This window comes from Dyadobacter sp. SG02, assembly GCF_900109045.1.
Taxonomy (GTDB): domain Bacteria; phylum Bacteroidota; class Bacteroidia; order Cytophagales; family Spirosomataceae; genus Dyadobacter.
In genome coordinates this window covers 199,468-224,706 of record NZ_FNYL01000016.1, presented here as the reverse complement: position 1 = coordinate 224,706, position 25,239 = coordinate 199,468, and the positions used below count along the sequence as shown (strand labels likewise).

At 50.4% G+C, this 25,239-nt stretch carries 18 protein-coding genes; 13 read left to right on the top strand and 5 right to left on the bottom strand.

All coding sequences use genetic code 11. From position 1 onward, the window contains the following. Positions 1 to 170 precede the first annotated feature (170 nt). Positions 171 to 320, bottom strand: coding sequence for a hypothetical protein (locus BMW93_RS35605; protein WP_177194241.1), 150 nt, complete (start codon positions 318 to 320; stop codon positions 171 to 173). A gap of 332 nt (positions 321 to 652) precedes the next feature. Between BMW93_RS35605 and BMW93_RS30015 the strand changes: the two genes are divergently transcribed. The 10 genes from BMW93_RS30015 (at position 653) to BMW93_RS29970 (ending at position 15,732) form a co-directional block, all read left to right on the top strand. After that, positions 653 to 1,228 carry a sigma-70 family RNA polymerase sigma factor gene (locus BMW93_RS30015; protein ID WP_090385276.1) on the top strand — a complete coding sequence of 192 codons (576 nt, stop codon included), beginning with the start codon at positions 653 to 655 and terminating at the stop codon, positions 1,226 to 1,228. Between the two features lie 218 nt (positions 1,229 to 1,446). Next, complete coding sequence (locus tag BMW93_RS30010; RefSeq protein WP_090385274.1) at positions 1,447 to 2,574, top strand: FecR family protein; 1,128 nt, start codon at positions 1,447 to 1,449, stop codon at positions 2,572 to 2,574. A gap of 225 nt (positions 2,575 to 2,799) precedes the next feature. Then, positions 2,800 to 6,180 (top strand): TonB-dependent receptor, encoded by a 3,381-nt coding sequence (locus tag BMW93_RS30005; RefSeq protein WP_229241000.1) that lies wholly within the window; start codon positions 2,800 to 2,802, stop codon positions 6,178 to 6,180. Between the two features lie 26 nt (positions 6,181 to 6,206). After that, positions 6,207 to 7,775, top strand: a complete 1,569-nt coding sequence (locus BMW93_RS30000; RefSeq protein WP_090385269.1) for a RagB/SusD family nutrient uptake outer membrane protein — start codon at positions 6,207 to 6,209, stop codon at positions 7,773 to 7,775. A 277-nt stretch (positions 7,776 to 8,052) separates the two neighbouring features. After that, complete coding sequence (locus BMW93_RS29995) at positions 8,053 to 10,806, top strand: DUF1553 domain-containing protein (RefSeq protein ID WP_090385266.1); 2,754 nt, start codon at positions 8,053 to 8,055, stop codon at positions 10,804 to 10,806. A 43-nt stretch (positions 10,807 to 10,849) separates the two neighbouring features. Further along, on the top strand, positions 10,850 to 12,325 hold the full coding sequence (locus BMW93_RS29990) for a DUF1501 domain-containing protein (RefSeq protein WP_090385264.1): 1,476 nt from the start codon (positions 10,850 to 10,852) through the stop codon (positions 12,323 to 12,325). Between the two features lie 33 nt (positions 12,326 to 12,358). Next, entirely contained in the window at positions 12,359 to 12,679 is a 321-nt protein-coding gene (gene rhaM / locus BMW93_RS29985; protein WP_090385261.1) for an L-rhamnose mutarotase, read from the top strand. Between the two features lie 48 nt (positions 12,680 to 12,727). After that, a complete protein-coding gene (locus BMW93_RS29980; RefSeq protein ID WP_090385257.1) occupies positions 12,728 to 14,236 on the top strand; it encodes a c-type cytochrome domain-containing protein in 1,509 nt (502 codons plus the stop codon). 43 nt (positions 14,237 to 14,279) lie between these two features. Continuing rightward, a complete protein-coding gene (locus BMW93_RS29975) occupies positions 14,280 to 15,215 on the top strand; it encodes a sugar phosphate isomerase/epimerase (RefSeq protein ID WP_090385254.1) in 936 nt (311 codons plus the stop codon). A gap of 70 nt (positions 15,216 to 15,285) precedes the next feature. Further along, positions 15,286 to 15,732, top strand: coding sequence for a barstar family protein (locus BMW93_RS29970; protein ID WP_090385252.1), 447 nt, complete (start codon positions 15,286 to 15,288; stop codon positions 15,730 to 15,732). Between the two features lie 163 nt (positions 15,733 to 15,895). Here BMW93_RS29970 and pnuC read toward each other — a convergent pair whose 3' ends face one another. Further along, positions 15,896 to 16,504 carry a nicotinamide riboside transporter PnuC gene (pnuC, locus tag BMW93_RS29965; protein WP_090385249.1) on the bottom strand — a complete coding sequence of 203 codons (609 nt, stop codon included), beginning with the start codon at positions 16,502 to 16,504 and terminating at the stop codon, positions 15,896 to 15,898. A 207-nt stretch (positions 16,505 to 16,711) separates the two neighbouring features. Here pnuC and mfd point away from each other — a divergent pair, with 207 nt between their 5' ends. Next, a complete protein-coding gene (mfd, locus tag BMW93_RS29955) occupies positions 16,712 to 20,059 on the top strand; it encodes a transcription-repair coupling factor (RefSeq protein WP_090385244.1) in 3,348 nt (1,115 codons plus the stop codon). 131 nt (positions 20,060 to 20,190) lie between these two features. After that, positions 20,191 to 21,438, top strand: a complete 1,248-nt coding sequence (gldJ, locus tag BMW93_RS29950) for a gliding motility lipoprotein GldJ (RefSeq protein ID WP_409013125.1) — start codon at positions 20,191 to 20,193, stop codon at positions 21,436 to 21,438. A gap of 56 nt (positions 21,439 to 21,494) precedes the next feature. On the opposite strand, the gene BMW93_RS29945 is transcribed toward gldJ, so the two are convergent. Continuing rightward, entirely contained in the window at positions 21,495 to 22,187 is a 693-nt protein-coding gene (locus tag BMW93_RS29945) for a ComF family protein (RefSeq protein ID WP_090385240.1), read from the bottom strand. Positions 22,188 to 22,261: 74 nt separating this feature from the next. On the opposite strand from BMW93_RS29945, the gene BMW93_RS29940 reads away from it, so the two are divergent. Beyond that, positions 22,262 to 23,623, top strand: a complete 1,362-nt coding sequence (locus BMW93_RS29940; RefSeq protein ID WP_090385238.1) for a dihydroorotase — start codon at positions 22,262 to 22,264, stop codon at positions 23,621 to 23,623. On the opposite strand, the gene BMW93_RS29935 is transcribed toward BMW93_RS29940, so the two are convergent. After that, positions 23,606 to 24,031: a (deoxy)nucleoside triphosphate pyrophosphohydrolase gene (locus BMW93_RS29935; protein ID WP_090385235.1), complete on the bottom strand. Its 426-nt coding sequence runs from the start codon at positions 24,029 to 24,031 to the stop codon at positions 23,606 to 23,608. The two genes, BMW93_RS29940 and BMW93_RS29935, sit on opposite strands and share 18 nt — an antisense overlap. An 87-nt stretch (positions 24,032 to 24,118) precedes the next feature. Then, a complete protein-coding gene (gene ruvB, locus BMW93_RS29930; protein ID WP_090385233.1) occupies positions 24,119 to 25,144 on the bottom strand; it encodes a Holliday junction branch migration DNA helicase RuvB in 1,026 nt (341 codons plus the stop codon). Between the last annotated feature and the right edge of the window lie 95 nt (positions 25,145 to 25,239).

The following is a 25,239-nucleotide window of genomic DNA, read 5'->3' as shown; positions in this document are numbered from 1 at the left end:
TTGCACACGAATACCCCGTTTCTACAAATATTTTGGTGCTCTGCGCCTGTCGTTCGCGCGAACCCCGGGACGATAGGGGCAGCGCCCCGTAATATTTGTAGAATTGGTCGTGATCCAAAAATTTTTAGGTGCAGCGCACCGCAAGAAAAAATCGCCCTGCGGAAGGTGTCCTAAGCGCGCCGTGCACGCATTCCGGAGGCTTTCACCTGACCGGCCGCCCACTCCTCGGGCGTTTCGCTGTTTAGCAGTTCGCTGACTTGCTTTCCGAAAGCCAATGGTTGAGCTTCCGATAAATCGGGTAATTGTGAAAGTGATTGCATGATGAATGTGTTTGTAAGGATTCAAAAATAAATTCTGTCTTAGGTGTCCTTAATGCACACTATTTGGGCATTCGGAAGGCTTTCGCTGATTCCGCACCATAACAGGGTGTTTCTTGATTGTTTTTTCATCTGTGAATAGGTTTATAAGGAGGCCGAAGCCGGGCAAAATCAATTGGTAAAGCAACCAAAATTACGGGAAATGAGCCATCGCGTAACTGTGGATTATCAATCTGTTCCTGTTTTATCACAAATTTTAATTACTGGATAATAAAAACAAATAATATAACTTTGCCAGAATCCTGTTTCCAAATCCCTTATAAAACCTAGCTGTAATGGTGGATAATGACAAGGCCGGCCACCTGCTTCTCGCATTCCAAAATGGGGGCGCGGAAGCTTTTACAGCGGTTTACAAGGCCTATTGGTACGATATGTTCCTGGTTGCCTACCGCAAGCTGAGGAACAAGGAAGCGGCCGAGGAGATCGTGCAGGACATTTTTCTGCGGCTCTGGCGGGAACGGGATACACTGCATGTCGAAAACCTGAACTACTACCTTTTTTCCGCCGTCCGCTACGAGGTCATCGACTACATCCGCACGAAAGGCCGGACGTTCGAGTACCTCGATTATTACGCCTCATTCGACAGCATACAGGATCTGAATACCGAAAACCAGCTCGCATTGGACGATCTCCTTCGCGTGATCGACGAATGCCTGCATATTCTGCCTGAGAAAACGCGCGAAATTTTCCGCCTGCACAAACTCGAATACTGGCCCATCTCCCGCATCGCCACCCGTTTCGGACTCTCTGAGAAAGCCGTCGAATACCACCTCACCAAATCCGTAAGGATCGTACGGACGCATTTGAAAGAGGTGATGATCCTACTCCTGGCAGCCTCAGGCTTGTTCTAACACCCAATTTCCCAAGCGCTCCTGCTCTCCAACTGGCAACCTACATTGCGCAAAATCCTACATCCTAACTTTCCTCCATTTCTCCCTCTTTATCTTTTTCAAAGAACTTTCACCTTTAAATGCTTCTTAGATTGGATAATTCGAATATTTTCTAAACCTATTTAGGGAACAAAGCCATTTCTTCGGCTTAGCGTTATGAGAATCTGATTTACACATCAATGAACAATAAGGAATGGCAAGCCTTGCTCCTGAAATACCGGGAGGGAAGCTGCACGAAGGAGGAAATACTGAAAATCCATCGCTGGTATGAAAGCCTCAATGCCGATGGAATGGCGGTGCTCAACGACGAGGAAAAGCGTGAAATGGAGGAGCGAATGCTGGGCAAGCTGGCAGCGGAGACATCTGCGGCGGGCGCCCCCGCCGCAGGAACGCCTGTCGCGGGAACGCCTGTCGCGGGAACGCCTGCTGCAGAGACGTTCGCCGAGGAATATTCGGAGCCGGTCGTCGTACGGAATTGGTGGCGCAGGGCGTCGGTGTATATTGCTTCGGCTGCGGCAGTGCTGCTGGTGATCGGCTTCTGGGCATTTTTGGGGAAAGGTGCCCGCAGGCAGGGTGTGACGCAGGAAAGAATGTTTGTGCAAGCCTCCAATGGCCGCCTGATCACCGAAGAGAACACAACGGACGTTCCGAAACGGCTGACGTTGAGCGATCGCAGTACGGTAACTCTCGAACCTGGGGCTAAAATTTTATTCCCGGCCTCGTTTACAGGCGATAAGCGCACGGTGCAGCTCACTGGTAATGCATTTTTCGAGATTACCCGCAATCCGGATCAGCCTTTCCTCGTGTACAGCGGCAAAATCATCACCCGCGTGCTGGGGACCAGTTTCCGGATCAAAAACAATGCAAAGGACAAGGCGCTGGAAGTGGAAGTAGTGACCGGGAAAGTGTCTGTGTTTGAAAACCGGGAGGCATTCAATGAAGGTGATTCTGTTGATAGCCAGGATAATGGAGTCGTGCTGACGCCCAATCAGAGGGTTACCTATTTCGCCGAAAGCCGCCACCTGATGACCGGCCTTGTACCAGAGCCTGTGAAAGCTTCAAATACGGCGGCTGAGGTAAAAATGATTTTCAATGACGAGAAGCTGGAAAAGATAGCGGCGACGTTGCAGGAAGCTTATGGCATCGAGATTGTTTTCGCGAACGACCGCATTGCGCATTGCAGTTTCACGGGAGACCTTACCGATATGCAGCTCTACGACAAGCTGGCGCTCGTTTGCAAATCCAACGGCGCCGATTACGAAGTGAAAGGTACACGCATTCTGATCAACGGTCACGGCTGTGACTGACTTTTTCCTACTCCTAAACCCTTAACTATGGAACTATAAAAGCTACCCCACCGACTTAAAACAAAGAAACCGATAGTGTACCACCACTACCGGCTTCGAGAATGCCTGCTTACGTGATCCTGGACAGACGGTAAGCGGGCGGATGTCCTGTTTTTCACAAATAGAACCTTCAAAAATATGCAAAAAACCCAACAGTTAAAATGGTGTGCATCACTATGCATGGTCATGAAAATAACATTTGCCCAAATCCTTTTTGCAGTGGTTTTCACAACGCTCACCCACGCCGCGAGCGAGGGGCGGGCGCAGGAAATCATGGAGAGAATGGTGACAATCCATGCACAGAATGCGGAACTGAGAAATGTCCTCCGTGACATCGAAGAGCAGGCCGACGTAAAGTTTGCGTACAGCCAGAAGAATATCCGCGCCGAACGGACTGTCGACGTACATATTAACAGGCAAAAGCTGTCCTCGGCATTAAGCGCGCTTCTCGACCCGCTGCACATTGCTTATGAACTAACGGCGGGCCGTATTTTGCTTACCGCCGAAACCGGCGCCGTTACCGAGCCCCAGCAGCCGGAGCCCGCCGAGGCGGTTACTACCCCGGCGGTCGCGCAAATTAAAGGCAAGGTAATCGATGAGAACAATGCAGGCCTGCCGGGCGTAAGTGTGATTGTCAAAGGCACCCAAAAAGGCACTACCACCGATCAGGAGGGCGCATTTGCGCTTGATGTGGCTGAACAGAATGCCGTGCTCGTATTCAGTTTTGTGGGATATAAACCGCAGGAAGTGGCTTTGGGCGGTCAAACGACCTTGAATGTAACCATGCAGCCGGATAACCAGGCACTTGAAGAAGTGGTGGTAGTAGGTTATGGTTCGGTTAGGAAGAGTGATCTGACGGGCTCGGTGGCGAGCATTAAGGGCGATGCGATCCGCGAAATGCCGGTAACTTCGGTGGACCAGGCGATCCAGTCGCGAGCGCCGGGCGTGCAGGTGACGCAAACGTCGGGCGCGCCGGGCGGAGGTATCTCCATCCGCGTACGTGGCGCGAACTCGATCAACAGCGGTAGCGAGCCGCTTTACGTGATCGACGGCTTTCCTATCTACCCCGACAACGGTGCATTAGGTACCGTAGGCAACCGCCAGCCTACCAATGCGATGGCGACCATTAACCCCAACGAAATTGAATCCATTGAAATACTGAAAGATGCCTCGGCGACCTCCATTTACGGTTCCCGCGGCGCCAATGGCGTAATCCTGATCACCACCAAACGCGGAAAGGAAGGCCAGAGCCGGGTAGATTACGACGGTTCCTATTCATTCCAGACCATCGCACGGGAGGTGGATGTACTGAATGGCTCCGATTACGCCCGCTACATTAATATGCTGGAACGCAGCCAGGGCGGAAACCCCCGCTATACCGACGCGCAGATCGCGCAAATTGGCAACGGTACGGACTGGTGGGACGTGATTTCACGCACCGGCGGACTGTCCAATCACCAGCTTTCGTTTACCGGTGGCAACAAGGGAATGCGCTATGCATTTGTAGGAAACTATTTGAATAACAAAGGGATCATCAAGAATACGGATTTTAACCGCTATGGTTTCCGGATGAATCTCGACAACGATTTCCTCAAAGGCAAAGCTACGCTCAGTAACAGCTGGTCGTTTAACCGTTCGGGCAGCAGTAACGTGCCCACCGACCGCGGCGGGCCAGGCGGGATCGTCATTACCGCGCTGGGTCTCGACCCTACCGGGCCGGTTTACGACCAGAATGGCGGATACCAGTACGCGAGCTACGATCAGCGTTTTATGACCAACCCCTTGGCGGAAGCCGTTGAAGGGTATGACAGAGACTTTACCAACCGTCTGTTCGGTACGTCGGCATTGACCGTCAATATTCTGGAAGGCTTGAAATTCCGTACAAGCCTCGGCCTCGACATCGTTAATGCACGCCGGACGACTTTTTATAACAACTATACCTACCTCGGCCGTCAGAATGGCCGCGAGTTGCAGAAAGCGAACCGGAATTCCAATAACATACTGAATGAGAATATTTTAACCTACAATAAAGAGATTGCCAAAGGGCATTATCTCGATGTTACACTCGGGTATACCTATCAAAAGGAAATTAACTATTTCGATGGCATTTCTACCCGTGGGCTTCCTTCCGACGATATCGACGCGGTAAATATGCAAAACGGCAGCCGGCCATTGGTGCCGACTTCGGGGCGTTTGGAATGGGAGCTGATGTCGATGCTGGGGCGGATTAATTACAATTTAAAAGACCGTTACTTGCTAACAGTGACGCTTCGCCGGGATGGCTCTTCGAAATTCGGGCCGAATAACAAATGGGCGACTTTCCCTTCGGCAGCTATTGGCTGGCGCGTGGTGAATGAGGATTTTTTCCGGAATTCGGGGCTGGGTAAGGTGTTCGACGATTTCAAGATCCGCGCGAGCTACGGACTTACCGGTAATTCGCAAATCCCTGTATACCGTTCGGTAGCGGGTTTGGTACCTTATAATTACGTTTTCGGTGGCGTACCGACGCTCGTTTCAGGCTATGCGCCCAATCGTATCCCGAACTCGGATTTGAAGTGGGAAAGCACCTCAATGCTCAATGTAGGTCTGGATTTCGCATTGCTCAACAACCGCCTCAGCCTGACGATCGACGCATTCAAAAACAAAACCACCGACTTGCTACTCGACGTTTCCATCCCGCAAAGCACCGGTTTCAGCACCATTATGCTCAACTCCGGCTCGCTGAGCAACAAGGGCCTCGAATTTTCGGCGAATTATAAGCTCATCAGTAATAGTGTACTGACCTGGGACGTGAGCGGAAATGTGTCTGTGCTGCGTAACAAGATACTCGATCTTGGTATGAGTACGCCATTCTTTTCCAACAGCACCAGCGGCCACCTCGGTGTGCTCGGCAGTTGGGTAGAAGGCGGCAATCCGATCGGCGTTTGGAGCGGGTACAACTACATTGGTTTGTTCCAATCGGATGAGGAAGGCAAAACTTACTCCGCCAAAGCGGGCTATCCTAAATATGAGGACGTAAACGGCGATGGAAAATATACGACCGACGATTTCAGGATCATCGGCGATCCGAATCCGAAACTGACCTGGGGTTTCAATACCAGTGTAAAATACAAAGGCTTCGATCTTTCGGTATTCTTCCGGGGCGTGCACGGCAACAAAATCCGCAATCTCCAACAATCCGAAATGGGTGACGGCGTGCAGAAAATCAACCAGATCGCCAATATCCTGACGGACTCCTGGACTCCCGAGAACCCGAATGCTTCCCGCCCGGTAATCGATGGTCGCCGCGACTTCATTTCCTTCCGCCGGTCGTCATTCTTTATCCAGGACGGCTCGTTCGTGCGCCTGCAAAACCTCTCGCTCGGGTACACACTCCCGATCAAGAGCGCATACATCCGCAATGCGCGCGTGTATGTGAGTGCGCAGAACCTCTTCCTGATCACCAAATACAAAGGTTTCGATCCCGAAGTGAACAACCAGGGCCAGAACAACCTGAACCGCGGCGACGATTACGACGCTTACCCGCGGTCGCGGATGTTTACAGTGGGTGTTAATCTTGGTATTTAATATTTCAAATTGAAAATCAGTTTGTTATGAAAAAGTCATTTTTATATAAAATCAGATTGACGGGCCTTTCGGCTTTACTGTTCGCGGTAGCAGGCTGCTCGGATTTGAAGGAAAAACCCGATTTTATCAATCCCGACACCTTCTACAAAACGGCTACGGAATTGGCGCTGGGTGTGAATGCGGTTTACGACGACCTCAACTCGCAATACTCAGGCTACTTCTACGATCGTTATGTATTTGAATGTCTGATAGGTTACCAGGTGGGATGGGAGAAAGGGCCGCTGCAATACAACCTGGGCAATGTGAACCCGGCCGACGAATACATCGAGGCCTACTGGGGAATCTGCTATCGCTCGATCAACCGGGCGAATGCGATCATCGAAACCGCCGATGCTATGAAAGACCCGTCGAACGAAGCTTTGATCAAGCGCGTAAAAGGAGAAGCGCTGTTTTTGCGCGCGTTCTACTATTACAGCTTGCTGAGCTATTTCGATAATGTGCCGCTGACGACTAAATCGACGCAGAATATTTCGGAATTGCCATCCAATACGGGCGGAAAAGCGGCTGTGATCGAGCAAATTTATGCGGATACCAAAGCAGCGGCCGATTTACTACCGGCGAGCTATACCGGTGCGGATATTGGTCGTGCTACGAAATGGGCTGCGAAATCGATTCTGATGAAAACCCAGCTTTGGGATGAAAAATGGGCAGAAGCGAAGGCCACTGGCGAGGACATCATCAACAATAGCGGCATCACGTTGTTCGCCGATTTCTCCCACAATTTTGATCTGAGCCATGAAAACCAGGGCGAGCGGATTTTCGAAGCGCAGGTTTCGGCCTCGGCAAACCCGAACGAGTTCAATGTCCATTCGATGCACTTCAACCCTGAAGATTTTCCAAGCGAACTGGGCGGATCGGGATGGAGCTGGATAAGTGCTACGCAGGAATTTCGGGCGAGTTATGATCCGAAGGACAAGCGCATTGCCGGAACGTTCATAGAGAGTTATCCTACGGGACGATTTGGCAAAATCAACGGCACCTACCCCATTGTGCATTGGAGCGAAAAGGCCGATTATAACCTCTCCCGCTTCGGCGGCGTGGTAAAATCGGATGCGAACCCGAACGATCCGGCGCAAATGATTTTTGGAAAAGCCTGGGCGGCGAAGATCGTCGAACTGGACAAAAGCAATGCGGCTACCGAGAAAAACACGATTTACATCCGTCTGGCCGACATTCTGCTCGGGCATTCCGAAGCCTGCAACGAAAGCGGTCAGGGCGATGCATTCGCGTCGATCAACAAAGTACGCGCTCGCGCCGGGTTGACGGCATTGAAAGGCCTGAGCCAGTCGGCAATGCGTGATGCGATTATTCACGAGCGAATGCAAGAGTTTGTTTTTGAACAGGTTATGTACCCCGAGCTGCGGCGGAAAAGCAAGCTGGGCGGGCCGGTCGATTACCTGGGCAAGGAGATCAAACACTTCGCGGAGAAGTACAAGCTCGACCGCGCGCCAAAAGAGCGCGATTATGTGCTGCCGCTACCGCAAAAAGAACTGCAGGGTAATCCTAATGTGAAGCAGAACGCCATCTGGCAGTAACGAAATGCTCCGTCGCCGACCGGATTTTACGGGTAATTTTATTTAAATTCAGTCTTTTAGCCATAGAAACAGCAGGATAAGTCAAACGTGCTGCTTATTCATCGGGTTGGGTCGCGACGGGGCATTGCGATTATATTTAGTAGTCTTTCACAGGATATCACCCGCTTTTGTAGTTTGTATAAACATTTTGCGGGCTTGTATAGACATTTGTTTAGTATTAATAAACATATTGGTATATTTGTATTTCTTGCTGATATAATTATTTAAAATAAAACCAATGCATACCAGATTTTTGATCGGTTTAGTGGTGGTGGCTGTGCCGGTGATGTATTTTTCCTGGGCGGGATTCCCATGGCAAAAGAAGGTGAATTATAATGCCGATGTGAAGCCGATCCTTAACAAGCATTGCATGGGCTGCCACGGGGGCGTGAAAAAGGCAGGCGACGTCAGCTTTTTGTTCGAACACGAAATGCTGGAACCGGGCAAATCGGGCAAAATACCCGTGGTACGCGGCGATGCCGATGCGAGCGAGATGATCCGGCGGATACTTTCTAATGATCCCGACGAGAAAATGCCGAAGAATGGCACGCCGCTCAACGATAAGGAAATCGGTATCCTGAAAGACTGGATCAATGAGGGCGCCGAGTGGGAAACGCATTGGTCTTACAAAAAGATCGAAAGACCTGATGTGCCTTCGCTGAATAGTTTCAGTAATCTGTTTGGCCTTCTCAATACCGGCGACAAAGCCTGGGCGAAGAATGAAATCGACCATTTTGTAGTAGCGAAGCTGAAAGAAAAGGGACTGTCAACTTCCCCGGAGGCTGATCGCGCCACTTTGCTGAGGCGGGTGAGTCTGGATATTACCGGCTTGCCGCCAACCGAAAAGGAAGTGGCGGATTTCGAAAACGACAAATCGGCCGATGCCTACGAAAAAGTAGTCGACAGACTGCTCAAATCTCCGACGTACGGGGAAAGATGGACCTCGATGTGGATGGACCTGGCGCGCTATGCCGATACCAAAGGCTATGAAAGCGACGGCGGCCGCACGATGTGGCGTTACCGCGATTATGTCGTAAAATCTTTCAACGAGGATAAGCCTTTCGATCGCTTTACGATCGAACAGCTAGCCGGTGATCTGCTGCCTGAGAAGAAAGACGGTTTCCCTCAGGAAGAAAACATGATAGCCACTGGTTTTCACCGGAATACGATGACCAACAATGAAGGCGGAACCGACGACGAAGAGTTTCGTAATGCCGCATTGATCGACCGTGTGAATACAACCTGGGAAGTTTGGCAGGGTACTACATTCGGTTGCATTCAATGTCACAGCCACCCGTACGATCCGATTCCGCACGAAGATTATTACAAATACGCCGCGTTCTTCAACAACTCCCGTGACGAAGATGTGTGGGATGAATGGCCAAAATTAAGGCTATACAAAGGCGTAGACTCGGCCCGGGTGGAGCGTGTCAAAGGCTGGATTAATAAATACAAACCGGAGGAACTCGAAGCCAAAGTGAAGTTCATGAAGGTCATGGAGCCGAAGATCAATGCACATAACTTTGTGAAGGGCGACCAGTCTACCGTCCTGCAAATCTCCTACTATGGTGTAAAAGACAAAGGCAATGCGCGAATTCCGCAGGTTAACCTGACCGGGGTGGATAATGTGTTGATGAATGTTTCAACCAAAGCTGAAAACGCGGTATTGACACTACATCTGGACAAGCTCGACGGGCCCGTACTGTCGACGATCAAGGTCCCGACCCGCGATACTGTCATCATTGCTCCGGTAAATCACGCAACCGGGAAGCACGACATTTACTTATCATTAAATAGTCCGAAAGCGCCCACCGAATGGCTTCGTATCAGCTGGGCATCTTTTCAAAAAGGAATACCGGGCGCAGGTCAGCCTGGTTATGAGCAAATTGTTTCCGATTATGCTACGGTACTGACCCGGCCCGTGGAAGGGATGCCTGTAATCTGGGAGGGGAAAGGTGATTTTGCCAGAAAAACCAATGTTTTCGTACGCGGTAACTGGATGGTCAAAGGAGCGGAAGTAAAGCCGGATGTTCCCAAGCTGCTGGCTCCGATGCCGAAAGAATATTCCCGCGACCGTCTCGGCCTGGCCAAATGGATCGTGAGCCGCGACAATGCGCTGACTGGAAGGGTGATTGTAAACCGTTTCTGGGAACAGCTTTTTGGTAAAGGAATCGTGGAAACTGTGGAAGATTTCGGGTCCCAGGGCGCAGAACCGAGCCATCCGGAACTATTGGACTGGCTGGCAGCAGATTTTATAGAAACCGATCACTGGAGTGTCAAAAAATTGCTGAAAACCATTGTGATGTCGGCTACCTACCGGCAGAGTTCGAAAACGGATCATGATAAACTCGAAAAAGACCCTTACAATGTCTATATCTCACGTGGCCCGCGGGTAAGACTAAGCGCAGAGCAGGTGCGCGATCAGGCCCTCGCATGCAGCGGATTGATTTCAAACAAAATGTACGGCCCGGGCGTAATGCCTCCGCAGCCCGATAAGATTTGGCAGTCGCCGTATAGCGGTGAAAAATGGGTATTGAGCGAAGGGGAGGACCGGTACCGAAGAGGAGTTTACACGTATTGGAAACGGACCGCACCCTATCCGTCGATGGTCACATTTGACGCGCCCAGCCGTGAATTTTGTCAATCCAGAAGGATATTGACCAATACACCTTTGCAGGCGCTGGTGACTTTAAATGATCCGGTGTACCTGGAAGCGGCTGAAAAACTGGCTACTAAAATGCAGAAAAGAGGGAAGACGCCGGAGCAGCAATTGACCGAGGGATACCGAATGCTGACATTTCAGACCATTGAAAAAAAGAACCTGAATGTACTGGTGAAGGTATACAAGGATGCGCTGGACGTTTATCAGAAAAAACCGGTCGATGCGGACAGCATTCTGGCATACGGCAAGGAAAGATCGCCCGAACTGGCCGCCCTGACAATATCAGCCAACGTAATGCTAAACCTGGACAACGTAGTAACAAAAGAATAACCCATAACCCCAGGCTTAAGCCTGGGGCTAGAGAGCAAAACATATGGAAAAGCTACTGAAAGAACTTCAACATGCAGACCTGCACCGGCAAACCCGCAGGCACTTTCTGCAGTCGGCAGGATTTGGGTTGGGCGCGTTGGGACTGGGTTCTTTGCTGGGTTCTTGCGGCACATCCAATGCCGGAACGAATGTGCCCGGAAATGCAGCCGCAGCCAAAATCCCGCAGTTCGCCCCGAAAGCCAAGCGCGTAATTTACATTCACATGGCCGGTGCGCCTTCGCAACTGGAATTGTTCGACTATAAACCGGAACTGGTGAAATACCACGGTCAGGATTGCCCGGCCGAGTTTCTGGAAGGGAAAAAATTCGCATTCATCCAGGGAGTACCCAAAATGTTGGGCCCACAGGGGAAATTTGCGCAGTATGGCCAGTCTGGGGCGTGGATGTCGGACTATGTTCCTTATTTGCAGACAGTTGCTGATGAAATCACATTTCTGAAAGCCATGCATACGGACCAGTTTAATCACGCACCTGCGCAGCTGCTGATGCATACGGGAAGCCCGCGGTTGGGGCGGCCGAGTCTGGGAGCCTGGTCGGTATATGGGCTGGGATCTGAAAATCAGAATTTGCCGGGTTTCATTGTACTGGCCTCGGGAGGGCAACAACCTGATGCCGGAAAGAGCGTCTACGGAAGCGGCTTTCTGCCTTCGGTATACCAGGGTGTGCAATGCCGTACTGGCGGCGATCCCGTTTTGTATGTGAGCGACCCAAGCGGCATGAACCGCGATATGCGTAAGCAGACCATTGAGGCGATCAATGAAATAAACCGCCAGACTTACGAAGATGTAAAAGATCCGGAGATATTGACCCGCATCAGCCAGTACGAAATGGCATTCCGGATGCAAATGTCGGTTCCTGAGGTAATGGATGTTTCGAAAGAACCTCAGTTTATACTGGATATGTATGGTGTGAAACCGGGAGAGGGCACTTTTGCAATGAACTGTCTTCTGGCACGAAAACTGGTCGAGAATGATGTGCGTTTTGTGCAGTTATTCGACTGGGGCTGGGATGGACACGGCACATCGAAAGACCATAACGTGGAAGGTGGTTTGCGCCAGAAATGCCGCGAATCGGATCAGCCGATTGCCGCATTGATCAAAGATTTGAAAATGCGCGGGCTTTTAGAAGAAACGCTCATCATTTGGGGAGCGGAATTCGGAAGGACTCCCATGCAGGAAAACAGGAATGGACTGGTTATGCCATTCATGGGCCGCGACCATCATTTGGACGCATTCACGATGTGGATGGCCGGCGGCGGGGTCAAAAGGGGGCATAGCCATGGAGAAACCGACGAATTAGGTTATTACGGCGCGAAAGACCGCGTGCATGTCCACGATTTGCAGGCTACAATCCTGCATTTGATGGGTTTCGACCATGAAAAATTCACTTATCCGTTCCAGGGAAGGAATTTCAGGCTGACGGATACCGAGGGCAAAGTCGTAAAACAGGTAATCGCATAACAGTCCATTTTTTAGCAGTATTTAAACCAAACCATGGCGGAAGAAACAGTCAAGGCATTCCGGATGCAGCTCAAACCCGGATTTGAAGCGGAGTATAAAAAGCGGCACGACGAAATATGGCCCGAACTGAGCCAGCTTTTGAAAGAGGCTGGAATTACGGAATACTATATTTTCCTCGACGAAGCCACGCTGGCGCTCTTTGCTTTCCAAAAAGTGGGTGCTAACGATACGACCGCCAGCCTTCCCGCATTGCCCATTATGAAAAGATGGTGGGACCACATGGCCGATATTATGGAAGTCAATCCTGACAATTCGCCGGTAGCCATTCCATGCCCGGAAGTTTTCAGATTGTAATGCATTGAAATTTAAATACATCCTAACCCATTAATACTCATTTCCCGTATGCTCATTCCTCTTCTTCAGGCGTCGCCCTGGGCACTTTTTATCGGGCGTTTCCACCCGGTGCTGGTGCATTTACCCATTGGTTTTCTGTTAATAGCAGCACTGATCGAAATCGGTCGGAGGACAGGCAAGATTTCGGTGAGTGAATCCACCGTGGTTTTTGTGCTGTTCTGGTCGGCGGTGAGCGCCACTTTCGCGTGCATTGCGGGTTATCTGCTGTCGCTGGGAGGAGGCTATGACGAAGATCTGCTGGGTGCGCATATGTGGAAAGGCATTGGTGTAGCGGCATTCGCCTGGGTTGCCTGGCTTGTCAAATCGGACAGGCTTGCAGGCAAACTTTCCTTTGGGAAAGCCATTTATTTGCCCGCATTCGCCGTGGCAGTTGTATTGACCATGACCGCCGGCCACGACGGCGGTTCGCTGACACACGGGGACGGTTACCTTACCCAATATACCCCCGAACCCTTCCGCAGCTTCGCAGGAATGGATCCTATCGAAGAAAAAGCGAAGGAAATCAAGCCTATTACCGATGTGCAGCAGGCTGTTGTTTATAAAGATATTGTCCAGCCGATCCTTGAAGCGCGTTGTACGCAATGCCACAATGCAAGCAAGAAAAAAGGCGATCTGCGTATGGACGAGCTTGCATTGCTCATGAAAGGCGGCGAGAACGGCCCGGCACTGGTGGCCGGCAAAGGCGCTGAAAGCGATATGATCAAACGCTGCCTGCTGGACGAGAGCGATGATAACCACATGCCCCCGAAAGGCAAGCCGCAGCTGAGCACCGAGCAGATCGCATTGCTCTCATGGTGGATCGACCAGGGTGCGCCTGCGGATAAAAAAGTGTCTGAATTGACGGTACCCGATCAGGTGAAACCGGCGCTGGCGTCGTTGGGCGGTGGTTCTGCGACCGGCGGCTCGGGCGGAGCAAAACAGAAAGAATCTGCGATCGCGACATTGAAAGTTTCACCCGCTAAGGAAGCTGATATTCAGGCGCTACGCAAAGCAGGGCTGATTGTCAACACATTGTCGCAAGATCAGAATTTGCTGGAAGTGAGCGCGGTAAATGCGCCGAAGTTTAGTGATCAGGACATTGCATTGCTTTTGCCGGTTGCCGAGCAGGTAACCTGGCTCAAACTGGGTGGTACCCAGATTACCGACGGCGGGTTAAAGGAAATTGCCAAATTGAAAAACCTCACCAAACTTCACCTGGAACACACCGGCGTAACCGACCAGGGCATTGCGCAGATCAAAAGCCTGCCGCATCTGGAATACCTGAATGTGATCGATACTAAAATCGGGGACGCCGGTTTGAAAAACATTGCCACGACTAAAGGGCTGCGCTCGGTTTACGTGTGGCAATCCGGTGTGACGGACAGCGTGGTAGCCCAAACCGCCCGCCAGAACCCAGGTTTACAGATTGTAAACGGTTTCAGCGAAGCCGAAGTGGCGCAATTCCTGAAAGCAGGCGACAGCACCGTCACCAAGCCTGTCGCGGCGTCGAAGAAATGACGTCCATTCACTCATTCACTCATTCAGTCATTCAAAATTAAAAATGAACCGCCGGGATTTCATTAATAACGCCACAGCCGCCGCAGTCACCACAGCCAGCGCATTAACGACTTTCGAATCCATCGCCGACGCGAATAAAGCTGCCGTGCAGTTTGAAAATAAATTATCATTGAAAGTGCTCGGTACAAACTGGGGCTTTCAGGGAACTACCGACCAATTTTGTGAAGCGGTCAAAAAGGAAGGTTACGACGGCATCGAAATGTGGTGGCAAGGCTCGAAAGACAAGCAGAAGGAGCTTTTTGACGCATTGAAAAAGCATAACCTCGAAGTAGGGTTCCTCTGCGGATCGGGCGAGCGGGATTACAAAACGCATTTGAATGCATTTAAATCACAGATCGATGCGGCAACCACGCAATGGCCTGTGAAGCCGCTTTACATTAACTGCCACAGTGGTCGCGACCATTTTAACTACGAACAGAACAAGGCATTTATAGACCATACCACCGAGGCTTCGACCAAAAGCGGCATTCCTATTTACCACGAAACGCACCGCGGACGAATGCTTTTCGCAGCGCACGTGGCCCGGAATTTCATCGAGAAAAATCCGGCACTCAGGCTCACGCTCGATATTTCGCATTGGTGCAACGTGCATGAAAGCCTTTTACAAGACCAGGAAGAAACCGTTCAGTTCGCGCTCGCACGCGTAGGGCACATCCACTCGCGTGTGGGCCACGAGGAAGGCCCTCAGGTGAACGACCCGCGCGCACCGGAATGGGAAGCGGCCGTGAAGGCGCATTTGGCATGGTGGGACAAGGTAGTTGAATACAAGGTCAAAAGTGGTGAAACACTAACCGTTCTGACGGAATTCGGACCGCCGAATTATCAGCCAACCGTGCCGTTTACACATCAGCCACTCTCCGATCAGTGGGGTATCAATGTGCATATGATGCATTTGTTAAGAAAGCGGTATTTGAAATAAAACACTACTGAAAGGCTGGACTTGCACGTCCATTTTTCTCTAACTTGCAGTGTTTTAAATCAACGACTCTATGAAAAACACACACTTCCTGCTGGCCCGGGAAGAATCTGATGTCCGTAAAACATTCCTGGGCGCGTTTGTAGCCCATATTGATGGGGACAAGGCAACCTCTGTCAAAGATTTCCACGAGGCGATTGCCGCTGCCATGCGTTTCCCCGACTATTCCGGCAAAAACCTTGACGCGCTCGATGAAATGCTCAACGACCTCGAATGGATCGATGAAAAGAAGGTCATTATCTACATTGGAAATTCAGGAGCATGGCTTTCAAAGGAAAAATCCGAAGAGAAGCTTTTGACAATTATCGACATTTTCGACGCGACCGCGGAGGATTGGAAATGGCTCGACGAGGAAGAGGAAGGCGTTGCGAAAAAAGAACTGCAAATTGTTTTCCAGGATTCGCCACGCATCCGCACATTGCTTGAAGATCAGGAAATCCCGTTCGATACTCTTGACTGAACGACGCTGCATAATCGCGACGAATTGGTCAGGAATAGTGATTTGTAGTCAAGTATTGTCAAATATAGATATGAATGGAGGAGGTGTATAAGACGATTAATGGCCATCCCAAACTACAAATGACCATTTCTGACAACACCTGACCATAAATGACTATTTCTGACTACACCTGACGAATAACATCCCGCCGCCATTGCACATAACCGATAGCCGCGAGTACCAGAAACACCGCGTACAAAATTGCGGTGAGATGGAGATTTTTGTAAAAATACATGACCACATACGCCGCGTCGGCGACGATCCAGACGATCCAGTTTTCGAGGTATTTGCGGGCCATCATCCATTGGCCGATCAGGCTGGCGACGGTAAGGGCCGAATCGGCGTAGGTGAGGCTGGCGTTGGTGAATTTGCCGAGCAGAAAGCCCCATAAAAGGGTCACTGCTATGAAAATCAACCCAAATGCCATGTAGAGCTTGATGGGTGTGCGGGTAACGCGCAGGCCGTCGTGATTTTGCCCGCCGAATTTCCACATCCACCATCCGTAAATGCTGGTCAGGAAATAGTAGCCCTGCAAACCCATATCCGCGTACAACCGTACCTGCCAGAAAACCACCCCGTACAATACCGCATTGATAATGCCGAAAAACCAGCCGAGTACATTCTGGCGCGTGTTGAGGTAAACACAAATGGCGCCGGTAATGAAACCCAGGATTTCGAGCGCTGTCGTGGGTAAGCCTGCGAGGGAAACGGGTTGGTTGAGCCAGTCGGTCATGAGGAAGTAATGGAGTGAAAGGTAAAAATAAAATGATATTCCGGATTTTCGAGCTGGCGCATTTCGGGCTATTTTTGCAATTCGAACAGTGCAGCAACAAAACGGGCGCGACTGTTGTTATCAATTCTGGCCGATCGGGAAATTTCCCGAGACGGCTTTTTGCGTTTACATTTCACGCGGCCAAAGGCTGCATAGCATTTAATATAATTGGAAGTTAAAGACTTATTGACGCTATACGGAGGCGACAGCTACCTGGATGTGCTGAGCACGCAGATCGCCTCCAAAGACGCTGAGGCGGCGCATGTGCAGATCAAGGGATTGGTGGGTAGTCTCGATGCCGTGGTTGCGGCCTCATTGCAGCATAAAAAGAAATCTCCGGCAGTATACATTCTCAGCGACCGCGAAGAAGCAGCCTATTTTCAGAACGACCTGCAAAACCTGCTCGGTTCGACGGAGGTGCTTTTTTATCCGACCTCCTACAAACGGCCGTACCACTACGAAGAAGTGGATAATGCCAACGTGCTCATGCGCGGTGAGATCCTGAACAAATTGAGCGCCAGTCGCAGTACGCCCATTCAGATCGTTACTTATCCCGAAGCACTGTTCGAGAAAGTGATCAACAAGCGCTCGTTGAGGGCAAACACGTTTTCTGTTAAAGTGGGTGAAAAGCTCGATCCTGCATTTTTGACAGAGTTTTTGAATAGCTACGGTTTCGAAATCACCGATTTTGTATTCGAGGCAGGCCAGTTTTCGGTGCGCGGTGGTATTCTCGACGTGTTTTCGTTCGCCAACGAGCACCCGTTCCGGATTGAGCTTTTCGGGGATGAAGTGGAAAGTATCCGCTCATTCGACCCGGATACGCAGCTTTCCATTGAGAGCGCGAAGCAGATCAATATCGTACCGGATATTCAGCAAAAGCTCTCGCATGAAACGCGCGAATCGTTCCTGAGTTTCTTCTCGGACGACACCTCCATTTGGTTCAAAGATGCGGAACTGACTTTGGAAATGATTGAAAAATGCTTTGAAAGAGCTGAAAAAGCATTGGAAGAAGTAACTGGCGGTGGCGTACAGATCGTTTCGAACCCACAGGAGCTTTTCGAAACACGGCGCGGGTTTCTGAACCAGGTGAAGAAGTTTAAAACGGTCGAGTTCGGGAAGAAGGGTTATTTCAAAACCGAAATGAAACTGCCTTATTCTTCGAAACCACAGCCTTCGTTTAACAAGGATTTCAAAAGGCTTCTGGATGATTTGTCTGACAATCAGAACAAAGGCTATGTCAATATCATCGTCGCCGAGCAACCCAAACAGCTTGATCGACTGGAAAGGATTTTCGAAGACCTGGACCCGTTCGTGAAGTTCCGGCCGATGCATATTTCGCTTCGGGAAGGTTTTGTGGATGATAACCTGAAAGTGGCGTGCTACACCGATCACCAGATTTTCGCCCGTTTTCATAAATACCGGCTAAAAGAAAAGTTCAGCAAATCCAAGGCGATGACCTTGAAAGAGCTGAAATCCTTGCAGGTAGGTGATTTCGTAACGCACGTCGATTACGGGATCGGGCGTTTCGCCGGGATGGAACGGAAGGATGTGAATGGCAAGGAGCAGGAAGCGGTGCGGCTCATTTACCGTGACAATGATTTGTTATACGTGAGTGTGCATAACCTGCACAAGATCGCGAAGTATACCGGTAAGGAAGGTACGCCGCCAGCGATGAGCAAGTTGGGTTCGGGGGAATGGGAGGCCAAAAAGTCGAAGGTTAAAAAGCAGCTGAAAGACATTGCACACGAGCTGATCGCGCTGTACGCCAAGCGACGCCAGGCTCCGGGTTTCCCGTTCTCGAAGGACAATTACCTGCAAGTGGAGCTGGAATCTTCCTTTATATATGAAGATACGCCCGATCAGGCCACGGCGACGGCGAATGTCAAGGACGATATGGAGAAAGGGCACCCGATGGACCGGCTGGTTTGCGGGGATGTGGGTTTTGGTAAAACCGAAATCGCCATCCGCGCGGCATTCAAGGCGGTTTGTGACAGCAAGCAGGTGGCGGTGCTCGTTCCAACGACGATCCTAGCCATGCAGCATTTCAAGACATTCAGCGATCGCCTGGCCGACTTCCCGGCGCGGGTGGGTTATATCAATCGTTTTAAATCGGCTAAGGAGATTAAGGAAACTTTGAAACAGGCCGAGGAAGGTAAAATCGACATTCTGATCGGTACCCACCGGATTTTGAACAAGGATGTGAAGTTCAAGGATTTAGGATTGCTGATCGTCGATGAAGAGCAGAAGTTTGGGGTAAAGGCGAAAGACCGGTTGAAGGAAATGCGCGTGAATGTGGATGTACTCACACTCACCGCAACGCCGATCCCGCGTACATTGCATTTCTCGCTGATGGGCGCACGCGACCTTTCGGTAATCGCCACGCCGCCGCCGAACAGGCAGCCGGTCACTACGGAAGTTCACACATTCAGCGAGGAGTTCATTCGCGATGCGATCAGTTTCGAAGTGCAGCGCGGTGGGCAGGTTTTCTTTGTGCATAATCGCGTGAATGACATCGAATCCATTGCAAACATCATCCTCCGCCTCGTGCCCGACGTGCGTATAGGCGTAGCGCACGGGCAAATGGACGGAGACAAGCTGGAAAAAGTGATGATGACCTTCATCGAAGGCGAGTACGACGTTCTTGTTTCGACCAATATCATCGAATCCGGGATCGATATTGCCAATGCGAATACCATTATTATTAACTCTGCGCATATGTTCGGGCTCTCGGACCTGCATCAGATGCGCGGCCGCGTGGGACGGTCGAACAGGAAGGCATTCTGTTACCTGCTCACCCCGTCGGTATCGACATTGGCCAGCGATTCGCGCAAACGTTTACAGACGTTGGAAGAGTTTTCGGACCTTGGTGACGGTTTTAAGGTCGCCATGCGCGACCTCGATATCCGCGGCGCGGGTAACCTGCTGGGTGCAGAACAAAGCGGTTTTGTGAATGACCTGGGTTACGAATTGTACCATAAGATGCTCGACGAGGCCGTTCAGGAGCTCAAAAGCAATGAATTTAAGGACCTGTTTGAAGGCGTTTTTAGCCTGCCGAAAAACCTGGTACCTGATACGCAGATCGAGACCGATTTTGCAACGCTGATACCGGATGATTATGTTAAAAATATTTCCGAAAGGCTGTCGTTATATACCCGCCTCGATAATATTGCGACAGAGGACGAGCTCGGTAAATTCGAGAAAGAGATCCTCGACCGCTTTGGTCCGGTGCCGCACGAGGTGCAGGATTTGTTGAAAACCGTACGTTTGCGCTGGGAAGCAGAGGCTTTACAGTTTGAAAAACTGACTTTGAAAAGCAATACGATGAAAGGCTACTTCGTTACTTCGCAGAATGACGAATTCTTTCAGTCGGCGAAGTTCGGGCAGGTGATCGATTACATTAAAAAACACCCCAAACAAATTTCGCTTAAAGATCAGAAAGGCAAGCTGATACTGATTTGCGAGGATATCAAAAGCATTGATCAGGCGCGCCAGGTGCTCATGGAAATGACCCAATAGCAAACAGGCCCCTTTTACCTGATAATTGATTTTTAGAAATAATATCGATTGATTTCATACATTTGCGGTTTCGCATACTATAAAATACCAAACACTTAAGTCACTTTAAAGCAATGATTTGCATGCAAAAGATGGGTACCCGGTCGATCGCGCTGATTCTGATTGTGTTATTAGCGGCAACTGCGTGTAGTAAAAAGAGGCCAACCAGCTTGAAACCTGGCAAGACCAGCTCTAAAACAGGCTTGGCTTACAATGGTAAAGACGGGTTTGAAGTAAAGCAATACAAAGCTTTGCCAGCCGGTCCTGACCTTGTCTACATTGAAGGTGGTCGTTTTACGATGGGTTCTTTGGAAGAGGATGTGATGACACGCCGGGACAACCCGAAACGGACCGTCAGTATCCAGTCTTTCTATATGGACCAGACGGAAGTGGCGAACGTTCACTACCTCGAATACCTGAATGCGATCCAGAAAGATTCTTCGGAAGAGTTTTACGCAAAGGCGCTTCCTGACACAAACGTTTGGTATAACGAACTGTCATTCAACGACTCTTACGTAACCATGTACCTGCGCCACCCTGGCTTCCGCTTGTATCCTGTTGTGGGTGTGTCGTGGGTTCAGGCCAACGACTACTGCGCATGGCGTACCGCTGCCGTAAGCCAGGTGAACAACGCGAAAGGCGCCAGCGCCGGAACAAAGAAGAAAAAAGGATTCTCTTTCGGCAAGAAGAAGAAAGCAGAAGGCGAAGCGGTTGCAGCTACTGACGCTCCGGCACCACAACTTCGCATTGAAAGTGGCTACGTAATGCCTCCATACCGCCTTCCGACAGAAGCCGAATTTGAATATGCCGCTATGGCGATGATCGGAACACAATATTCTGATGAAAACCAGGCCAACTCGAGAATTTATCCATGGGATGGTTCGACCATGCGTAACCCACGTGGCCGCAAGCAAGGAACCATGCTCGCGAACTTCAAACGTGGTCCTGGTGACTATGCCGGTATCGCAGGTAAGTCAAATGACGGTGCGATCATTACTCAGGAAATTCGCTCGTATCCTGCCAACGACAACGGTCTTTACGACATGGCCGGTAACGTAAGCGAATGGGTTTACGACGTGTACCGTCCGCTTTCAAACAGCGATGTTAACGATTTGAACTCTTTCCGTCGCGATGGTTATCAGGATGAAGCCAAAAACTACGACAGCAAAAACAACAACTCGATGGTTGACGATAAGCTGAGAGTTTACAAAGGTGGTTCATGGTCTGATGTAGCCTACTGGTTGTCTCCGGGAACACGCCGTTACATGGATCAGGACTCTGCTACTGCTATGGTAGGCTTCCGTTGCGCGATGATCGCAACCGGAACGCACAAAGAGTAAGATTTAAAATAATATAAGCAGGTGCCGCGATTCGAAGGAATCGCGGCATTTTTGTTTTAGTGCTGTGCCAATGCGATGGTCAGAATGTGAAATTGCTTGCAACCGGTGGCTAGTAATGTTCTGACACATTCTTCCAATGTAGCGCCGGTTGTAAGCACGTCGTCGATCAAGACCACGCTTTTGGGGTGGAAGCCCTGTTTGACAGCAAAAACGCCCTGCACATTCTCCCGTCTCTCTATCTTGCTTTTTCCGGTCTGTGTGGCGGTGTATTTGACGCGTTCCAGCATTGCTCCCGACCACGGGATGTTTGTTGCCGTGGAGAATCCTTCGGCGAGCAGGTCGCTTTGATTGTAACCCCGTTGTTTCCGTTTTTTAGGATGAAGTGGAATACTTAGGATAATTTCCGCTTCCGGTAAATGGCCCGACGCTTTTAGCTCCTGACCGAACATCTGGCCGAGCAATATCCCGACTTCCTTGTTGCCCTTGTATTTCAACGCATGCAGAAGCTTTTGCACTTTGCTTCTTTTGGTAAACAATAAAAATGAATGCGTAGAAACCACTTCGGGGAGGTTAACGAATTTGAATTGCAATGATTCGCTATGGATGCCGATGGACCCGACGCGCGGCAGCGAAATGCGGCAGCGTGTACAGATAGTCCCTTCATTTCCTTGCAGTACCCGGTCGCAGCTTTCGCAGCAGCGAGGGAACAGCAGGTCGGCGAAATCGCGGAGGAGTTGTTTCAGGTTCATTTTTGTGTGATGGAATGAGTGAATTTCAACCGGTCTGAATACCTTTGCACGACATCAATCAATCGCCGCCATCCATGACAACGCTGATCGTAAATGCCCAGGTCGTAAATGAAAACCAGGTTCAGTATTTAGACGTACTAATTGAAAATGGTCACATTAAAAAGATCGAAAAGGACTTACAGAATGTGCAAGCGGACAGGGTGATTGATGCAAAGGGGCTTTTTCTCATGCCGGGCGTGATCGACGACCAGGTGCATTTCCGTGAACCGGGGTTAACACACAAGGCAAATATTTACACGGAATCGAAAGCGGCCGTTGCGGGAGGGGTTACCTCGTTTATGGAAATGCCTAACACCGTGCCTAATACGCTGACGCAGCAATTGCTGGAAGATAAGTACCAGATCGGTGCCAATACCTCCCTGGCCAATTACTCCTTTTTCATGGGTGCGTCGAACGACAATTATGACGAGGTAATGCGCACCGATCCTACGCAAGTTTGTGGGATCAAGATATTCATGGGCTCTTCCACGGGTAATATGCTCGTAGACGCACCCGAAGTGCTCGAAAAGCTGTTTGCCAATGCTCCCTGCATTATCGCGACGCATTGTGAGGACGAGCCGACTGTTAAAGCCAGAATGGCGTATTTCAAGGAGAAATATGGGGATGATGTGCCTTACGATATTCACGCGTTGATCCGGAACGAAGAGGCTTGTCTTAAATCATCCACTTTCGCATCCTCGCTTGCGCACAAGCACGGTACGCGCCTGCATATCCTGCACATTTCTACCGGCGATGAGGTGCATTTGTTCGAACCGGGAATACGTAGTAACGGCAAAATCCTGCTCGCGAACGGGCAACCCAAGCTCGTCACGGCTGAGGCCTGCGTGCACCATTTGTGGTTCGATGCGGAAGATTACCGGAGATTGGGCAATGAAATTAAATGCAATCCGGCGATTAAGGCACCGCATCACAAAGAGCAAATCCTGCAAGCTGTGCTGGACAACCGCATTGACGTGATCGCGACCGACCATGCACCGCATACGGTCGGGGAAAAAGCACAGCATTACTGGCAGGCGCCGTCGGGGCTGCCGCTGGTACAACACACTTTGAATGTAATGCTCGAACTGAGCAAGGCAGGAAAGATTTCAATCGATCGTGTGGCCGAGAAAATGAGCCACGCAGTGGCGGATCTCTTCAATATCAAAGAGCGCGGCTACATTCGCGAAGGTTACTGGGCAGATTTGATCCTCGTGGATTTGAATGCTACTACGCAGGTTGAAAAGTCCAATATCTACTCCAAATGCGGCTGGTCGCCGTTTGAAGGCACGGAATTCCAATCACGCATTACCCACACGTTCGTGTCGGGGCACCTTGTTTACGAAAACGGGCAATTTGATGAAACGGTGAAAGGGAAGCGGTTAACTTTTAGCCGCTAGGTAATCGTAATAGTTCTTGATCACGTTCAGATCTGCCTCCGTCCAGTCGAGGGTAGGAAGGTCGTCGGCGTCGAGCCAAAGGATTTGCTCGTGTTCGGTCAGAATGAAATCGGTTGTTTCCACTTTACAAACAAACGGAACGAGCACGATTTCGCGCCACCCCTGATCTTTGGAAGTTTCAGGAAGTTTATCGACGATCTCTACGGCAACGTTGAGCTCTTCCATGATTTCACGGAATAATGCCTCTTCGTCTGTTTCGCCTTTTTCGAGTTTTCCACCCGGGAATTCCCATTGAAGGGGGAAGGACAATGCCGCGCTACGCTGCCCGGCGAGTACTTTTCCATTATGTTCAATCACAGCACAGGGCACTCTCACTACCAACTTTTCGGAAACCAGTACTTCGATCATAGGAGGCGGTTACGTAATTCACCGCAAAATTACAATTTTCAGGTTTATGTTGTATGTTATTGTTAAAACTTCTTAAAAAGTTAACGCTCAGAACAATTCACCTGAGCGATGGCGCGGCAAAATGCCGAGATGTTTGAATGCTTTTTCAGTCACTTCGCGGCCTCGGGAAGTCCGTTTGATATAGCCTTCCTGGATCAGGAACGGCTCATACACTTCCTCGATGGTGTCGGCTTCTTCGCCACAGGCAGTCGCGATGGTCGATAAGCCCACCGGCCCGCCTTTGAACTTGTGAATAATGGTGCTGAGGATGCGGTTATCCATTTCATCCAGCCCGTTTTGATCCACATCCAAAGCCTGTAAGGCCATTTCCGCAATAGCAACTGTAATGCGGCCATTACCTTTGACTTGCGCAAAATCGCGGATTCTGCGGAGGAGGTTGTTAGCAATACGCGGAGTACCGCGGCTGCGGCGTGCGATTTCGTAAGCCGCATCTTCTTCCAGAGGCGTGCCCAGAATGGCAGCCGAACGTTTCAAAATGGAGGACAGCAGTTGAGCATCATAATATTCCAGCCTTGCATTGATCCCAAATCTCGCACGCAGGGGCGACGTGAGCATACCCGCACGCGTAGTAGCGCCTATGAGCGTGAAAGGATTCAGGCCGATCTGAATACTGCGGGCATTCGGCCCGCTATCGAGCATGATATCGATCTTGTAATCCTCCATGGCCGAATACAGGTATTCTTCCACAATAGGGTTCAGGCGGTGGATTTCGTCGATGAAAAGGACGTCGTGTTCCTGCAAGTTGGTCAGCAGTCCGGCGAGATCGCTCGGTTTATCCAGTACCGGGCCGGATGTGATTTTAATGCCGGAGCCTAGCTCATTCGCGATGATATTCGAGAGTGTGGTTTTGCCCAAACCGGGAGGACCGTGCAGCAACACGTGATCGAGCGCGTCGCCACGCTGGCGGGCGGCCTGCACGAATATTCTCAGGTTTTCAAGAATCTTGTCCTGCCCGGTAAAATCCTCGAAAGACAACGGCCGCAATGCGCGTTCGATTTCTTTGTCGGTATTGGAAAGGTTTTCTTGATCTCCGGACAGATAATCCTGGCGCATAGTCGATTGAACAGATAGTGAAAACCAGCCGTCCCGTTCAGTGGCGGCTGGTTTTGATATTATTAACCAAAAATAACTGTTTTAATCTGCAAAAG

Excerpts from the sequence above, each read along its gene's own strand:
- BMW93_RS35605 (WP_177194241.1), bottom strand. The coding sequence starts at position 320 with ATGCAATCACTTTCACAATTACCCGATTTATCGGAAGCTCAACCATTG.
- BMW93_RS30015 (WP_090385276.1), top strand. The coding sequence starts at position 653 with ATGGTGGATAATGACAAGGCCGGCCACCTGCTTCTCGCATTCCAAAAT.
- BMW93_RS30010 (WP_090385274.1), top strand. The coding sequence starts at position 1,447 with ATGAACAATAAGGAATGGCAAGCCTTGCTCCTGAAATACCGGGAGGGA.
- BMW93_RS30005 (WP_229241000.1), top strand. The coding sequence starts at position 2,800 with ATGAAAATAACATTTGCCCAAATCCTTTTTGCAGTGGTTTTCACAACG.
- BMW93_RS30000 (WP_090385269.1), top strand. The coding sequence starts at position 6,207 with ATGAAAAAGTCATTTTTATATAAAATCAGATTGACGGGCCTTTCGGCT.
- BMW93_RS29995 (WP_090385266.1), top strand. The coding sequence starts at position 8,053 with ATGCATACCAGATTTTTGATCGGTTTAGTGGTGGTGGCTGTGCCGGTG.
- BMW93_RS29990 (WP_090385264.1), top strand. The coding sequence starts at position 10,850 with ATGGAAAAGCTACTGAAAGAACTTCAACATGCAGACCTGCACCGGCAA.
- rhaM (WP_090385261.1), top strand. The coding sequence starts at position 12,359 with ATGGCGGAAGAAACAGTCAAGGCATTCCGGATGCAGCTCAAACCCGGA.
- BMW93_RS29980 (WP_090385257.1), top strand. The coding sequence starts at position 12,728 with ATGCTCATTCCTCTTCTTCAGGCGTCGCCCTGGGCACTTTTTATCGGG.
- BMW93_RS29975 (WP_090385254.1), top strand. The coding sequence starts at position 14,280 with ATGAACCGCCGGGATTTCATTAATAACGCCACAGCCGCCGCAGTCACC.
- BMW93_RS29970 (WP_090385252.1), top strand. The coding sequence starts at position 15,286 with ATGAAAAACACACACTTCCTGCTGGCCCGGGAAGAATCTGATGTCCGT.
- pnuC (WP_090385249.1), bottom strand. The coding sequence starts at position 16,504 with ATGACCGACTGGCTCAACCAACCCGTTTCCCTCGCAGGCTTACCCACG.
- gldJ (WP_409013125.1), top strand. The coding sequence starts at position 20,191 with ATGGGTACCCGGTCGATCGCGCTGATTCTGATTGTGTTATTAGCGGCA.
- BMW93_RS29945 (WP_090385240.1), bottom strand. The coding sequence starts at position 22,187 with ATGAACCTGAAACAACTCCTCCGCGATTTCGCCGACCTGCTGTTCCCT.
- BMW93_RS29940 (WP_090385238.1), top strand. The coding sequence starts at position 22,262 with ATGACAACGCTGATCGTAAATGCCCAGGTCGTAAATGAAAACCAGGTT.
- BMW93_RS29935 (WP_090385235.1), bottom strand. The coding sequence starts at position 24,031 with ATGATCGAAGTACTGGTTTCCGAAAAGTTGGTAGTGAGAGTGCCCTGT.
- ruvB (WP_090385233.1), bottom strand. The coding sequence starts at position 25,144 with ATGCGCCAGGATTATCTGTCCGGAGATCAAGAAAACCTTTCCAATACC.